This window comes from Bacillus sp. 2B09 (genome assembly GCF_003946835.1).
In the GTDB taxonomy this organism is placed as follows: domain Bacteria; phylum Bacillota; class Bacilli; order Bacillales; family Bacillaceae; genus Bacillus; species Bacillus altitudinis.
In genome coordinates this window covers 432281-447109 of the sequence record NZ_RPSG01000001.1, presented here as the reverse complement: position 1 = coordinate 447109, position 14829 = coordinate 432281, and the positions used below count along the sequence as shown (strand labels likewise).

Genomic DNA, 14829 nt, shown 5'->3' with positions numbered 1-14829 from the left:
ATACTAGTACAGTTTGTGCTGTTGATTAAACAGATTGATACAGGTCACCATAAAAAGTAAAGCGAATACATTTATTTAAATAAAGCCGTTAAATCAATTGACGGACTATTTTTCTTGTTGTAAACTATTCCTTGTTAACAGAAGTTGTATTAGTTTTTTGTGAACTATCGTTAATACAGTTAGAAAAACTCAAAAGCAAGCGATCATCCAATGTTTCGACAATGATCTTTGTGGCTATTATATACAGGAGTCATATGAGCATTTTGGGTTATCCTATATCTGTATGTATAAATGGATTCACGACAAATTGACTGTTAAAAGAAAGGAAGAGGTGACTTTAGAATGGCTGCAAAAACAAAAAAAGCAATTGTTGATAGCAAAAAGCAATTCGATGCCATCAAAAAGCAGTTTGAAACGTTCCAAATTTTAAACGAAAAAGGCGAAGTCGTAAACGAAGCGGCAATGCCAGATCTTTCAGATGACCAATTAAAAGAATTAATGCGCCGTATGGTGTTTACACGTGTATTAGATCAACGTTCAATTTCATTGAACCGTCAAGGACGTCTTGGCTTCTATGCGCCAACAGCTGGACAAGAAGCTTCTCAGCTTGCAACTCACTTTGCACTTGAGAAAGAAGATTTCATTCTTCCAGGATATCGTGATGTGCCACAATTAATCTGGCATGGTCTTCCACTAACAAAAGCATTCTTGTTCTCTCGTGGACACTTTGTTGGAAACCAAATGCCTGAAGATGTGAATGCACTTTCTCCGCAAATCATTATCGGTGCACAAATCATTCAAGCTGCTGGTGTAGCTCTTGGTTTGAAAAAGCGCGGTAAAAATGCTGTTGCAATCACTTACACTGGTGATGGTGGAGCTTCACAAGGTGATTTCTACGAAGGTATTAACTTTGCAGGGGCTTACAAAGCGCCAGCGATTTTTGTTGTCCAAAACAACAGATATGCGATCTCTACACCTGTTGAAAAGCAATCTGCTGCACAAACGATTGCACAAAAAGCAGCTGCAGCTGGTATCGTAGGCGTACAAGTTGACGGTATGGATGCATTAGCTGTATACGCAGCGACTGCTGAAGCTCGTGAGCGTGCTGTAAATGGTGAAGGTCCAACATTAATTGAAACTCTTACATTCCGTTACGGCCCACATACAATGGCTGGTGACGATCCAACAAGATATCGTACAAAAGAAGATGAAAATGAGTGGGAGCAAAAAGATCCATTGGTACGCTACCGCAAATTCTTGGAAAACAAAGGCCTTTGGTCTGAAGAAGAAGAGAATAAAGTCATCGAAGATGCAAAAGAACAAATCAAACAAGCAATCAAAGAAGCTGACGAACAGCCTAAGCAGAAAGTCACTGATTTGATTGAAAACATGTACGATGTGAAACCATTTAACTTGGTTGAACAGCTTGAAATCTACAAACAGAAGGAGTCGAAGTAAGCCATGGCGCAAATGACATTGATTCAAGCGATCACTGATGCGTTACGCACAGAACTGAAAAATGACGAAAACGTTCTTGTTTTCGGAGAAGACGTTGGTAAAAACGGCGGCGTATTCCGTGCGACTGAAGGATTGCAAAAAGAGTTTGGTGAGGATCGTGTATTCGATACTCCACTTGCTGAATCTGGTATTGGCGGTCTTGCAATTGGCCTTGGACTACAAGAATTCCGCCCAGTAATGGAAATTCAATTCTTCGGATTCGTTTACGAAGTATTAGATTCTGTTTCTGGACAAATGGCTCGTATGCGTTACCGTTCTGGTGGACGCTGGCATTCTCCAGTGACAATCCGTTCTCCATTTGGCGGAGGAGTTCACACACCTGAGCTTCACGCTGATAGCTTAGAAGGTCTTATTGCACAACAGCCTGGTATCAAGGTTGTTATTCCTTCAACACCTTACGATGCAAAAGGACTATTAATTTCTGCAATCCGTGACAACGATCCGGTTGTATTCCTTGAGCATATGAAACTTTATCGTTCTTTCCGTCAGGAAGTTCCTGAAGAAGAGTACACAATTGAAATCGGTAAAGCTGACGTGAAACGTGAAGGTTCTGACCTTTCAATCATCACTTACGGTGCAATGGTTCACGAATCACTTAAAGCTGCTGAAGAACTTGAAAAAGAAGGCGTTTCTGCTGAGGTCGTTGACCTTCGTACAGTGAGCCCGCTTGATATTGAAACAATCATCGCTTCTGTTGAAAAAACAGGTCGTGCGATCGTTGTTCAAGAAGCACAAAAACAAGCTGGTATTGCAGCAAACGTAGTAGCTGAAATCAATGATAGAGCAATTCTTAGCCTTGAAGCACCAGTACTTCGTGTAGCTGCACCTGATACTGTATTTGCTTTCTCTCAAGCTGAGAGCGTATGGCTTCCAAACCATAAAGACGTGCTTGAAACAGCTAAGAAAGTTCTTGAATTTTAATTAAATGACAGAGGGGAAAAGAATTTATTTCTCTTCCCCTTTATCAATTACATGACCGTGTAATGTTGACAGAACAAGGGTTTAACATAATCTAGGAGGCGAAAAACAGTGGCATTTGAATTTAAACTTCCGGACATCGGAGAAGGTATCCACGAAGGTGAGATCGTTAAGTGGTTTGTAAAACCAAACGACGAAATCAATGAAGATGACGTTTTAGCAGAGGTACAAAATGATAAAGCAGTTGTAGAAATTCCTTCACCTGTTAAAGGAAAAGTATTAGAATTAAAAGTTGAAGAGGGAACAGTTGCAACTGTAGGACAAACAATCATTACGTTTGATGCACCTGGCTACGAAAATCTTCAATTTAAAGGCAGCGAAGAAGAAGGCGAAGCGAAAACTGAAGCTCAAGTACAAGGTAGTGCTGAAGCTGGTAACGAGCCTGAAAAGAAAGAAGTTGCTCAAGAAGAAGCGGCAGCAGCAACTGGTGCTGGCGCACAAGAGCAAGTAGATGCTGATCCTAACAAACGCGTTATTGCTATGCCATCTGTACGTAAATATGCGCGTGAAAAAGGCGTTGAAATTTACAAAGTTGCAGGTACTGGTAAAAATGGCCGCGTGCTAAAAGAAGATATCGACAGCTTCCTTAATGGCGGTTCTGCAGCAACTCAAGAAGCAGCACCTCAAGCAGCTGAAAGTGCGAAAGAAGAAGCGGCTCCAAAAGCGGCAGCAGCTCCAGTTCTAGAAGGAGAATTCCCAGAAACTCGCGAGAAAATGAGCGGAATCCGCAAAGCGATCGCGAAAGCAATGGTGAACTCTAAGCACACAGCTCCTCACGTAACATTAATGGATGAAGTTGATGTAACAAACCTTGTTGCACATCGTAAACAATTCAAACAAGTTGCAGCTGATCAAGGAATCAAGTTAACTTACTTGCCTTACGTTGTAAAAGCTCTAACGTCTGCTTTGAAAAAGTACCCAGTACTTAACACTTCTATCGATGATAAAACAGATGAAGTTGTTCAAAAGCATTACTACAACATCGGAATTGCAGCTGATACTGAAAAAGGCTTGCTTGTTCCAGTTGTGAAAAATGCAGATCGCAAAGCGATTTTCGAAGTATCTAACGAAATCAATGAGCTTGCAACAAAAGCACGTGATGGTAAATTGGCTCCAGCTGAAATGAAGGGTGCATCTTGCACAATCACAAACATCGGTTCTGCTGGTGGACAATGGTTTACTCCAGTCATCAACCACCCAGAAGTAGCGATCCTTGGTATTGGCCGTATCGCTGAAAAAGCGGTTGTTCGTGATGGCGAAATCGTTGCAGCTCCAGTCTTAGCTCTTTCCCTAAGCTTTGACCACCGTATGATTGATGGAGCTACTGCGCAAAATGCCCTTAACCACATCAAGCGTTTATTGAATGATCCACAATTAATTTTAATGGAGGCGTAAATTCATGGTAGTAGGAGATTTTCCAATCGAAACAGATACTCTTGTCATCGGTGCAGGTCCTGGTGGATATGTAGCTGCTATTCGTGCTGCACAGCTAGGACAAAAAGTAACAATCGTTGAAAAAGGAACACTTGGCGGCGTATGTCTAAACGTCGGCTGTATCCCTTCAAAAGCATTGATCAATGCTGGACATCGTTTCGAGAATGCAAAGCATTCTGAAGACATGGGTATCAAAGCTGAAAACGTAACAGTTGATTTCACAAAAGTTCAAGAGTGGAAAGCTTCTGTTGTCAACAAATTAACAGGTGGAGTTCAAGGTCTTCTAAAAGGAAATAAAGTAGACATCGTCAAAGGTGAAGCTTATTTCGTAGACAGCAACTCTGTACGTGTCATGGATGAAAATTCAGCGCAGACTTATACATTTAAAAATGCAATTCTTGCAACTGGATCTCGTCCAATCGAATTGCCTACATTTAAATACACAGACCGCGTGATTAACTCAACTGGTGCTTTAGCGCTTAAAGAAGTACCTAAAAAGTTAGTTGTCATCGGTGGTGGATACATCGGTACTGAGCTTGGTACTGCTTATGCGAACTTTGGAACAGAAGTTGTCATCCTTGAAGGTGGAGACGAAATCCTTCCAGGTTTTGAAAAGCAAATGAGCTCATTAGTGAAACGTAACCTGAAGAAAAAAGGAAACGTTGAAATTCACACAAACGCTCTTGCAAAAGGCGTTGAAGAAAAATCTGACGGTGTCACTGTTACTTTCGAAGTAAAAGGTGAAGAAAAAACTGTCGATGCTGACTACGTACTTGTGACTGTTGGTCGTCGTCCAAACACAGATGAGCTTGGTCTTGAGCAAGTTGGTGTTGAATTGACAGACCGCGGAGTTGTCAAAACTGACAAACAATGCCGTACAAGCGTTTCAAACATCTATGCAATTGGTGACATCGTTGATGGACCACCACTTGCACACAAAGCTTCTTACGAAGGTAAAATTGCTGCTGAAGCAATCGCTGGAGAGCCAGCTGAAATTGATTACCTTGGTATTCCTGCTGTTGTATTCTCTGAGCCAGAACTTGCAACTGTTGGATACACTGAAGCAGAAGCAAAAGAAGAAGGAATCGATATCGTTGCAGCGAAATTCCCATTCGCAGCAAACGGACGTGCACTTTCTCTTGATGCAACTGATGGCTTCATGAAAATGATCACTCGTAAAGAGGATGGTCTAGTGATCGGTGCACAAATCGCAGGTGTTGGTGCTTCTGATATGATTTCAGAGCTTAGCCTTGCAATTGAAGCTGGTGTGACAGCTGAAGATATCGCAATGACAATTCACGCTCACCCAACTTTAGGTGAAATCACAATGGAAACGGCTGAAGTAGCAATCGGAAGCCCAATCCATATTGTAAAATAATGAACGTTTAACCCCTCTCCGTATGGAGAGGGTTTTTTTATGTATGTGAAACCTCGCTGAAAACGAAAAGCCCTCATGAGCTGAGGGCTTTTTTCATATGGATATATAAGTGCAAAGTCGAACCGTTAATTTGTATTCACTCGATCTAATGCTTGGCATATGGGTGATAAGATATCCTCTTTACTTCGGACATTACCTTCCACCTTCACAATGACTTTTTCATTATTGACAAGTAAAATAGCCGGCAGTTCGTCTACTTCATTTTTCCAGCCTTTACGATCTTCTTTGACAATCATCTTGGACATTTCCTTCGGATATTCATTTTTTAAATCGAGCACTGCGTCATAATAAGGACTTTCTTTATCAAGATTTTCTGCATCAGTAAAAAAGAGAATTCTTGGCTTTTGAATATGACTGACCTGGTCTGTCTGATTCGGTATGATATACGCAAATGAGCATGAACTAAGTACAAAGAGCATAGGGAATATAATGAGAAGGGTCCTCATAAAATTCAATCTATTCACCTCAAAATCCTTTGGGGTTGTACCAACATTTTTAGGAGCCAGTTCCCTGTTAGTCACTCTAGTGTATCACGTCCTTTTTGACAATTTTCGATTGTTACTCAATTGTTACAGAATTGATATGAAGCAAAATACATTTGAAACGTTTCCTCAATATGATGAGAAAAAAACATATTTTTATAAAAAATGATTAATTGTGTCATACAATTAACCGTTGACAACTTAAATGTGACATCATATTATAGAGATATGAAATAGATTAAACGCTTTCAAACTTTGAGTAAAGAAAAGGGGAATGTACAAGTGGGTACAATTATTTGTCAAGATTGCAATGAAACCATTGATCAATTTGAAAATGAAAAAGTGACAACACTTTATGGAACATGTGGTCACTGTCATTGCTGTGATGAAGCCTCTGAATAAATAAAAAAGCATGCAGCTCCAATGGGGCTGCATGTTTCTTTTTTATAAAATGGCTTTTTGTTCTTTAATGACACGAATCATATCTAGTGTGGAATCTTCTGGTCCTTGAACAGGAAGACCGATTTCGATATTTTTAAAGATATAGGAGATATTTTCTTCTGTGATGATTTCTCCTGGTATAAAAATAGGAATACCAGGCGGATAAACCATGACAAATTCTGCAATGATCCGGCCAGCCGCTTCTTTAAATGGAATGACTTCCGTTGTTGCGTAAAAAGCGTCACGCGGCGTCATCGCAAGCGAAGGGATTTCAGGCAGTAACACTTCTGTCACGGCTTGTTTGCCGCCTTGACGTGCAGAGGTGGCCGCAATTTCCTTCATAGCCGTTACAAGCGTATCAATCGTCTCATCACAATCGCCAGGCGTCACGATACATAAAATATTGTATAGGTCAGAGAGCTCTACTTCAATTCGGTAGCTTTCTCTTAGCCATTTCTCCACATCATGGCCATTCAGTCCAAGGTCTTTAATGGAGATGATTAATTTTGTTGGGTCATAATCGTAAGTAGAAGGTGAACCGAGAATTTCTTGACCAATGCAAGTAATACCTTCAATTTCGTTTAAACGAGTTCTTGCTGATTCAGCTAATCGAATGGCTTCATCTGCAAGTGCCTTTCCTTCAGTCGCTAATCGCTTTCTAGCGACATCCAGGGAGGCTAAAAGCAAATAAGAAGTAGACGTAGTTGTCAGCATGCTTAAAATAGATTGTACTCGATCCTTTGAAACAAGCCCTTCTTTTATATTTAAAATCGAGCTTTGGGTGAGAGAGCCGCCAAGTTTATGCACACTTGTTGCTGCCATATCAGCTCCCGCCTGCATCGCTGACAATGGAAGCTCATCGTGAAAATGAATATGCACACCATGTGCCTCATCTACAAGAACAGGTACGTCATATGAATGAGCAATCTCTACAATGGTTTTTAAATCAGCTGAAATGCCAAAATACGTTGGGTTAATTACAAGCAGCCCTTTCGCATCTGGATGTTTAGTCAGCGCTCTTTTAGCTGACTCTGGCGTGATGCCATGAGAGATGCCAACCTCTTTGTCAATTTCCGGGTGAATAAAAACAGGTACTGCACCAGAAAATACAATAGCAGACATAATCGACTTATGGACATTACGTGGAACAATAATTTTGTCTCCAGGGCCACAGACGGTCATCACCATTGTCATGATCGCACCGCTTGTTCCTTGTATAGAGAAAAACGTATGGTCTGCACCAAATGCTTCTGCTGCAAGCTCCTGTGCTTCTTTGATCATTCCTCGAGGCGAATGTAAATCATCAAGAGGTTCTATATTAATAAGGTCAATGCTTAATGCATTGTCTCCAATGAATGCTCTAAATTCAGGATCCATTCCGGCTCCTTTTTTATGGCCTGGAATGTGAAATTGGACTGGATTGGTTGAAGCGTGTTTTTTTAGTCCAGTGTATAAGGGTGTATCATGTTGTGACAATTGCTTTCCCACCTTCATCGAAATACCTGCTATTATTATCCCAATAACAGCAGATTTCATTGCATAAAACAAAAGAATTATATTATGAACTGATCGGAATGTAAAGCATAAAATCAATCGGATTCTGATCAAACAGATGCTATAATAAAAGTTCAAATAAGAAATGTGGATTAAAGTGAGGGACAAGTAATGGAATATCAATATCCAATGGACGTCGACTGGACAACTGAAGAAAAGATGGCGGTCATTTCATTTTTTCAAGCCGTTGAAAAAGCCTATGAAACAGGAATTGCGAAACAAGCGTTACTAGAGGCTTATAAACGATTTAAAGAAGTTGTACCATCAAAAGCAGAAGAAAAGACGCATTGTGCGGCGTTTGAAAAGGGAAGTGGGTATTCCCCTTATCGCACAGTAAAAAGTGCAAGAGAGGCTGAAGAAACAGCTATGATACGGATGTGAAAAACGAGCCAATATAGGCTCGTTTCAGCGTGTAGACAAACCCTCGCATTCGTTGTCAGTCCTGCGCGCTGGTGCTCACGAATGTCAAATTCGCTCCGTAAAAGTAGCTGTCCTTCCTAGACTTCAAGGGCCTTCTATCACGCTGAATAGAAGACAAAGGGCTAAAATCAAGTTCATTTTAGCCCTTTGTCAACAATCTGAAACGAGCCAATATAGGCTCGTTTTTTTATACAGATTCTTTTTGTGTAAAGCGGTATAGATAAGTTACTGTGCGGAAGGCATCTTCAATTTTTGATAAGAATTCTTCATTATTCATTTGAACAACTTCTTCTCTAGGAAGCTGGATGCCGCAAAGGAGTTCGGCCTTCTTGACTGTTTGAACACGTTCAAATAGTGTTCTCAGCTCTTCAGCATCAAGTTCGCTGTGGCGGAGGACGTCCGGTTTCATATGATCCTTAGACCAAACAAAGTCTTGCGGTATTTTCTTTTGGATTGTGTCCAGCTCTTTTTCGAATAGTTGCCCATATTCACCTTTTACTGGAGATTCATAAATGAGCGCAAACCATACAAATACATGAGTTTTCCAAAGCCCAATTTGAAAATGAGGGAGCTTTTTATACCCACGCTTACTGTTAGCGAAAGCCACCCAAGTGTCATTTGGCGGGTTGACTGATCTTCTTGCATGTTTTGCCACGTGGACAAACATTTCGTCTCCTGTAATAGAAGAAAGAAGCGGCGCAAAATGTTCACCAAGTGCTTCAAGCTTTGGACGGACTCTCTCTTTTAATACGGTCATACGTTCATCTAAACCGTCTACTGTGAATGTTTCAAAATCTTCATCTCTAAAACGCATTTCACTCATGTTATGCCTCCTGTATCTTTTCGCTGATCATATTTTATCATAGCTTGGGTCAAGCTCAAAAAAAGATGCACTTTAAGGAGAAAGATAGCAGGGATCTTGGTTCGGCGTTTAAAGACATCGATTTTGTGGTACATAACAAATAGGTAAAAACACAATTTTCAGAATGTCGTTGCGGTTATGCGATCGCTTCATACGATATAAGCAAGAACCATTTCTCTTATCGATTGTATTTTTTATCAATGAAAACTGACAAGGAATGAATCATTCTCTGGAAGGGGCGTTGACCAATGAAGCAAATCGTGAAGCATGGGTATAGACAAGAGAAGAAGAATCGCATCGCTGTGTGGAGATTAGAGGTTGATTATGAGCTTTCTACGCTTCATGAAGCCATCGAGCAAAAAGATGATATCCAAGTAGAACGCAGCAAACGAAAGCTTGAGCGCCTAAGAAAAGAATGGGAGCAGCTTCAAGGGTAAAACAAGGTGAGGTAAAAACGAACCAATTCATCGGTTCGTTTTTGTATGAAGCTGCTTTTTTCTTGCTTTTACGTACATAATATCAGTATGCTAATACAAATAGGTACTACATAGAAAAGAGGTTTACAGTCCGATGACAAACTGGGTGGAAATTGACCGACTTGCAAAGCTTTGGGTAAAAGAAGCGGGTAGCCGCATTAAAGCATCCATGCAGGAAGGTCTATCAATTGAAACAAAATCAAATCCAAATGATCTTGTCACAAACATCGATAAAGAAACAGAACGTTTCTTCATTGAAAAGATACAGTCGACATTTTCAGATCATCATATTTTAGGAGAAGAGGGCCAAGGGGAAGAAGTGACCTCTCTTGACGGGATAGTATGGATCATTGATCCAATTGATGGCACCATGAACTTTGTCCATCAAAAACGAAATTTTGCCATTTCAATTGGGATATTTGAACATGGTGTGGGGAAAATCGGTCTTATTTATGACGTCATCCATGACGAGCTCTATCATGCAGTCAAAGGAGAAGGGGCGTATATGAACGATACCTTACTCCCGCCTCTAAAAGATGTCGCCATTGAAAAAGCCATTGTCGGCATTAACCCAACATGGGCGATTGAAAGCCCTCATTTTGACGCTAAGCCGTTTGCCCGTCTCGTACGCGATGTGAGAGGAACACGAACGATTGGGTCAGCTGCACTTGAACTAGCTTATATTGCAAGCGGAAGAAGCGACGCATATGTCACGTTAAGGTTAGCGCCTTGGGATTATGCGGCTGGATGTGTGTTACTTGATGAAGTAGGCGCTGTTTACTCGAATATTCACGGAGAACGCTTGACGTTTCTAGAGAAAAATAGCATTGTTGCTGGAAATCGATCCGTCTGTGAAAAAATCTTGCATGATTACATAAAAGGAAGCGGAAATAAAAAATAAACAACATCACTTCATGAGAATGAAGTGATTTTTTGTATTTGATGAAACTTTTTGACAAGTCAAATGTCTATACGAACGAGGCCTTAATTTGAAGTAAAGGATTGTGTAGCGATGTTTGATTTGTTTAGTGATTTATCCCTCCATTTTGAAAGGTTTTTTATTTTAAATGAGTACAGTATCCACATGATTCAATGGTGTGTGCTTGGACTATTTGTCCTTTTTATTACACTTCCCATATGGAAAGAAAAGAAGAGTCGTTATGTATTTTATGCTGGAATCATATTAAGAGTAGTTCTGCTAGGGAGTATGACACTTGAGATGATCCACCAAGTGCTAGCTAGACAGTATACGATCGAAACATTTGAAGTGCTGACAGATTTCATGCAATTTCTCATCTATGGATATGTCTTGCTTGCATCACTTTTCTATGTGATTTCTCTTCCTTATTTAAAAAATAGGGGCATGTTTTTTGCATTTGATTTATCTGTGTTACTTCTGCCTTTATGTCAAACGGTATTTATTGTGTTAGTTGAAAGCAAAAAGTTCTTTCTCAGCGGTGATACGGAGCTGGTATGGAGAGATTTGATCATCATTTTGCTTATGATTGGCTTTGCCGCTTTGGTACTTCACCTATTCTTTCGTTTGTTTTGGCATCAGAAGTGGAAAGAATTGCTGTTTTTCTATGGCCTGATTTTCGCTGCGCTGCTGTATATTTTTTATCCTTCTATCTCGAAGTATGAGCTACAATCTTCGTTTAAATCCATTGTGATTTTAGTAGCGGCCGCAGGAAGCTTTATGACATTACATTTGTTATGTGCGTTACTACAAAACAAGGTGAAGTTGAGACAGTGGGGTACTTGGGGAATTGTCGTCTTTTTTACGCTAATGCTGAACCCGATCCTAAATCTCCCACATATCATGTTTCAATTTACTAAAACGGAACTGACAGATACTTTCTCAGAAGAATATCGCCCTTTATCTGAAGCAAGTGCAAAAGCATTCGCTTCAAAGTTTGTACCATCGGACACTACATTATATTCAACGACTAGTAAACAGCCGATCTCTTATAACTATGTGTTTGCAGCCGATCAATATGAAGTGAATGTTTCTGCGTTTACAGGTGAATTAAACAGCTATTTTTATCATGGTCGCGCAAAGGGTCAGCATTTGACCGATAAAGAATATAGGGAAAAAACGATTGAATTTTTTGAAAGAAGCGGCCGATCCGTTGATCTAGACCGCATTCATATCGTCGTCGAAAAAGAAGACGGGGAGACAAGCGTTCTTCTTTTGCCAAAAATGTCTCAGAATAAAGATGAGAGCCTAGCGTTTGCCACATGGAAAAAAGAGACGCTTCGACAAGCGCAATATGGGAACGCCATCTTTCAATTGAAGGATGTAGACGGGATCAATTTAACAAACAAAGAAATGAAAACGAAAATTAATCGTATTTATAAAAAGTTAAATTTACAGCCCCCAGCTTACCAGATCACAGACGTTGATGCTTTTTATTTTGAATGGCAGCATGAAGTGGCGGTAAAGACAGCCGATCAATCTGAATTTCTGTTTAATGGTTCAACGAAAGAATTGCTGAAAATACAGCTATCAAAAGCGATTCTTCAACAGAAAAAAGGAAATATCAGTGACGAAGATTTGTTTGAAATGATAGGGGAACAGTCAAAAGACGTGAAGACAGAAACAGGAACTCGTGAACACAAACAATATACTTTTCACGGGTCATCAAATTTACTTCATGTGACGAGAGATGCCGATGGAATTGAGTTGAATTGGCAATCAGACTCTTCTTTACCGCATACGGTATCGAATCAAGAACGTGATGAAGTCTATCAGCAAGTTCTCAAAAAGTATGAACCTTATGCCATCTATAAAAAACAAATCAAGCCGGTGAGAATGATCGACAAAGAGGGGAAAATGAGCATTTCCTGGTTTGTGATCATTCAAACCTTCGGATCGAATGAGCGGAAAATATATGAAGTAAATGGACGAACAAAAGAGGTGCAACGTTTTGACAGATAAAGAAAAACAAGCCATCTTTCAAGACTTATATGAATTGTATCAGGAAGGGGAGCTTGGAGAAGAGGCTTCTAACTGGATGAAGACGCATGAAAAGCAGTTTCAGCATTCTGTTAAGGGAAACGAGTTTGCTCCTGTCCACACTGAGGATCAGAGCGATTATCACGAATTAAAACGCATGAAGTGGTTTATTTCTTCGTTATACTTCTTTTTTATCGTTTTATCAATTTGGATGACTGTGTGGTTTTATTTTTGATGTCTAGACCGACCAATCAAATTGAAAAAATATATGAAGAATATTTTCAGGAAATCACCAAATATTTATATCGCAGAACGGGAAATGTCGAAACAGCCAAGGATCTTGCGCAGGATGTATTTATCAAGGCACTGCATGGATTATCCTCTTTTAAAGGACATTCAAGCATTAAAACATGGCTTTACACCATTGCTTATCATACATTTGTCAACGACTATCGCCGAAAAGTAAAACGAACTTTTACGGATGTAGAAAAAGCTGACTTTTTAGAGCAGCAGATATTCATGACACCTGAAGCGCATTTAGAAACTCAAGCGGAAATTCAAAGGCTGTGGAGCCATATCAATCAATTGAAGGATTCTTACCGAGAAGTCCTCATTTTAAGAGATATTCAGGAATTATCGTATGAAGAAGTAGCGGAAATTTTGAATTGGACTTTATCTAAAGTAAAGACAACCCTTCATCGAGCAAGATTAGAGCTGAAACGAAAGCTACATTGTGAGGAGTTCAACAAATGAACTGTTATTTGATTGAAGAACTATTACCACTTTATATAGAAGGGGACACGAGTGAAGAAACAAATCAATTAGTGAATGAGCACTTACGTTCATGCAAAAAATGCCTTCATCTATATGAAGAAATGAAAGAACCAGTGTCTATTGCAAAGTCAACAGAATTCATACCGTTCATAGATGAAAAAGAAGAAAAAAGAAAGTTTGAAAGGCGCTACTATGGAAAACTGTTATTACGGGCAAGTATCGTATTTAGTATCGTCTATTTCATCATGCTCTTGATTTATTGGATATAAGAAAGAACCCCCATCTGGATGAACCGGATGGGGGTTTTTTGAGCTTAGTTCAATTTTTCTTTAGCAATTTGAACTGCATCATAGAACGTTTTTAATTGCTCTTGAGGAATTTTCTTAAGCAATTGGTTGACAACAAGTAATTCAGTAGAGCTGAATCCAAGACCTTTAGCGATTTTAGAATCAATTACAACGTTTCCTTTTTTGTCTAGAACAAGTGCATCACCAGCAAGATCAGCAATTTTGATCACTGATTTGAAAAGCTTTTCGAATTTAGTTGCTTCTTCTTTAGTAAGACCAAGTTCAACAGCTTTTTCTGCATCAAAAACTAATTTTCCTTTTTCGTTTTTAGTGATGCTTTCACTGAAAACGATTGTAAGAACAGCTGCGCGATCTAAGAATTTCTCAGCAGTCGCCGCTTCTTCTTCAGTCAAACCGAGCTCAACAGCTTTTTTCACATCAAATGTGTAGTTGTTGTCTTCCTCAACAAATGAATTGATGAGAATGCTGATAACACGCTCGTTTTTCTCCAATAAATCTTTAATAATTTGTTGCTGCTCAAAAGGAATCCCTTTGAAAGTTGCAGCGCTTGCTTGCCCAGGAGCTACTGTTGTGAAAGTAAAAATGATAGCTAAAGCGAAAAATACAACAGAGCTGAGCGATTTGCTCAAAAACTTCTTCATGCTTCTTTTCTCTCCCTTTTCTGTTAAATTTTGTTGCAAGAACAGCATACCATGAGAAACTTTGTGGAAGAATAGGAAAAATGTAACTTTGTGTTTGATTTTGGAGAACTATAAAAGTTCTTGTCGAAAAATGGAAGAGTTCAGATTGCTTAGATTTGCCAACACTATATGAAATTTTTAGTTGAATCACTAGGATTACATAGGTGGTTGGTCTTGTTTTTACCCAAAATAAAAGCCTTCTACATGTAAAATGTAAAAGGCTTTTCATAAATTTTATGATTGCACGTTTAATTTTCGTTTTAATGTAAATCCTGTACCCATGAAAATCATGGCGAACACAATACTTAAGCATGTTCCCAGTATGCTTTTTTCTGCAACAGACACTCCAATAAACGCCATACTGACGACGGCAAGTAATGCACATAATAATAGAAGCCATTTGATTTGTTTCATTTGTCTCCATCCCTTTTTTTAGAGTTAATATAAGTTTACAGAAAAACGATCGGCATTTAAAGGGGATTGTGATATAATATGAAAGTTATCTAAT

17 protein-coding genes are annotated in these 14829 nt (G+C 39.4%); 12 read left to right on the top strand and 5 right to left on the bottom strand.

Annotated elements, in window-relative coordinates:
- Positions 1-342 precede the first annotated feature (342 nt).
- From pdhA to lpdA, 4 genes are all read left to right on the top strand, one after another.
- Complete coding sequence (gene pdhA / locus EBQ12_RS02265; RefSeq protein WP_007498599.1) at positions 343-1458, top strand: pyruvate dehydrogenase (acetyl-transferring) E1 component subunit alpha; 1116 nt, start codon at positions 343-345, stop codon at positions 1456-1458.
- 3 nt (positions 1459-1461) lie between these two features.
- Positions 1462-2439 carry a pyruvate dehydrogenase complex E1 component subunit beta gene (pdhB, locus tag EBQ12_RS02260; protein WP_007498597.1) on the top strand — a complete coding sequence of 326 codons (978 nt, stop codon included), beginning with the start codon at positions 1462-1464 and terminating at the stop codon, positions 2437-2439.
- Between the two features lie 108 nt (positions 2440-2547).
- On the top strand, positions 2548-3891 hold the full coding sequence (locus tag EBQ12_RS02255; RefSeq protein WP_125588935.1) for a dihydrolipoamide acetyltransferase family protein: 1344 nt from the start codon (positions 2548-2550) through the stop codon (positions 3889-3891).
- 4 nt (positions 3892-3895) lie between these two features.
- Positions 3896-5308: a dihydrolipoyl dehydrogenase gene (lpdA, locus tag EBQ12_RS02250; protein WP_003211097.1), complete on the top strand. Its 1413-nt coding sequence runs from the start codon at positions 3896-3898 to the stop codon at positions 5306-5308.
- 125 nt (positions 5309-5433) lie between these two features.
- Here lpdA and EBQ12_RS02245 read toward each other — a convergent pair whose 3' ends face one another.
- On the bottom strand, positions 5434-5814 hold the full coding sequence (locus tag EBQ12_RS02245) for a hypothetical protein (protein WP_223255627.1): 381 nt from the start codon (positions 5812-5814) through the stop codon (positions 5434-5436).
- A gap of 318 nt (positions 5815-6132) precedes the next feature.
- Here EBQ12_RS02245 and EBQ12_RS02240 point away from each other — a divergent pair, with 318 nt between their 5' ends.
- Complete coding sequence (locus tag EBQ12_RS02240; protein ID WP_003212464.1) at positions 6133-6252, top strand: GapA-binding peptide SR1P; 120 nt, start codon at positions 6133-6135, stop codon at positions 6250-6252.
- A gap of 42 nt (positions 6253-6294) precedes the next feature.
- On the opposite strand, the gene EBQ12_RS02235 is transcribed toward EBQ12_RS02240, so the two are convergent.
- On the bottom strand, positions 6295-7767 hold the full coding sequence (locus tag EBQ12_RS02235) for an aminotransferase class I/II-fold pyridoxal phosphate-dependent enzyme (protein ID WP_125588933.1): 1473 nt from the start codon (positions 7765-7767) through the stop codon (positions 6295-6297).
- Between the two features lie 189 nt (positions 7768-7956).
- On the opposite strand from EBQ12_RS02235, the gene EBQ12_RS02230 reads away from it, so the two are divergent.
- Entirely contained in the window at positions 7957-8226 is a 270-nt protein-coding gene (locus tag EBQ12_RS02230; protein ID WP_008345089.1) for a UPF0223 family protein, read from the top strand.
- A 226-nt stretch (positions 8227-8452) separates the two neighbouring features.
- On the opposite strand, the gene EBQ12_RS02220 is transcribed toward EBQ12_RS02230, so the two are convergent.
- Complete coding sequence (locus EBQ12_RS02220) at positions 8453-9088, bottom strand: DUF1054 domain-containing protein (protein WP_125588929.1); 636 nt, start codon at positions 9086-9088, stop codon at positions 8453-8455.
- A 287-nt stretch (positions 9089-9375) separates the two neighbouring features.
- On the opposite strand from EBQ12_RS02220, the gene EBQ12_RS02215 reads away from it, so the two are divergent.
- The 6 genes from EBQ12_RS02215 (at position 9376) to EBQ12_RS02190 (ending at position 13602) form a co-directional block, all read left to right on the top strand.
- Entirely contained in the window at positions 9376-9564 is a 189-nt protein-coding gene (locus EBQ12_RS02215; protein ID WP_008345085.1) for a hypothetical protein, read from the top strand.
- Between the two features lie 133 nt (positions 9565-9697).
- Entirely contained in the window at positions 9698-10504 is an 807-nt protein-coding gene (locus tag EBQ12_RS02210) for an inositol monophosphatase family protein (RefSeq protein WP_025207273.1), read from the top strand.
- A 183-nt stretch (positions 10505-10687) separates the two neighbouring features.
- Positions 10688-12541, top strand: coding sequence for a hypothetical protein (locus EBQ12_RS02205; RefSeq protein ID WP_235701849.1), 1854 nt, complete (start codon positions 10688-10690; stop codon positions 12539-12541).
- Entirely contained in the window at positions 12531-12794 is a 264-nt protein-coding gene (locus EBQ12_RS02200) for a hypothetical protein (RefSeq protein ID WP_058337388.1), read from the top strand. The genes EBQ12_RS02205 and EBQ12_RS02200 overlap by 11 nt, the downstream gene beginning before the upstream one ends.
- Positions 12794-13312 (top strand): sigma-70 family RNA polymerase sigma factor, encoded by a 519-nt coding sequence (locus tag EBQ12_RS02195; RefSeq protein ID WP_206428011.1) that lies wholly within the window; start codon positions 12794-12796, stop codon positions 13310-13312. The genes EBQ12_RS02200 and EBQ12_RS02195 overlap by 1 nt, the downstream gene beginning before the upstream one ends.
- Positions 13309-13602 carry an anti-sigma factor family protein gene (locus EBQ12_RS02190; RefSeq protein ID WP_098680319.1) on the top strand — a complete coding sequence of 98 codons (294 nt, stop codon included), beginning with the start codon at positions 13309-13311 and terminating at the stop codon, positions 13600-13602. The genes EBQ12_RS02195 and EBQ12_RS02190 overlap by 4 nt, the downstream gene beginning before the upstream one ends.
- 44 nt (positions 13603-13646) lie before the next feature.
- On the opposite strand, the gene EBQ12_RS02185 is transcribed toward EBQ12_RS02190, so the two are convergent.
- Together EBQ12_RS02185 and EBQ12_RS02180 are read right to left on the bottom strand one after the other, a co-directional pair.
- Positions 13647-14282, bottom strand: coding sequence for a hypothetical protein (locus EBQ12_RS02185; RefSeq protein WP_098680320.1), 636 nt, complete (start codon positions 14280-14282; stop codon positions 13647-13649).
- A 273-nt stretch (positions 14283-14555) separates the two neighbouring features.
- Positions 14556-14735 (bottom strand): DUF5325 family protein, encoded by a 180-nt coding sequence (locus EBQ12_RS02180; RefSeq protein ID WP_008345070.1) that lies wholly within the window; start codon positions 14733-14735, stop codon positions 14556-14558.
- Positions 14736-14829 lie beyond the last annotated feature (94 nt).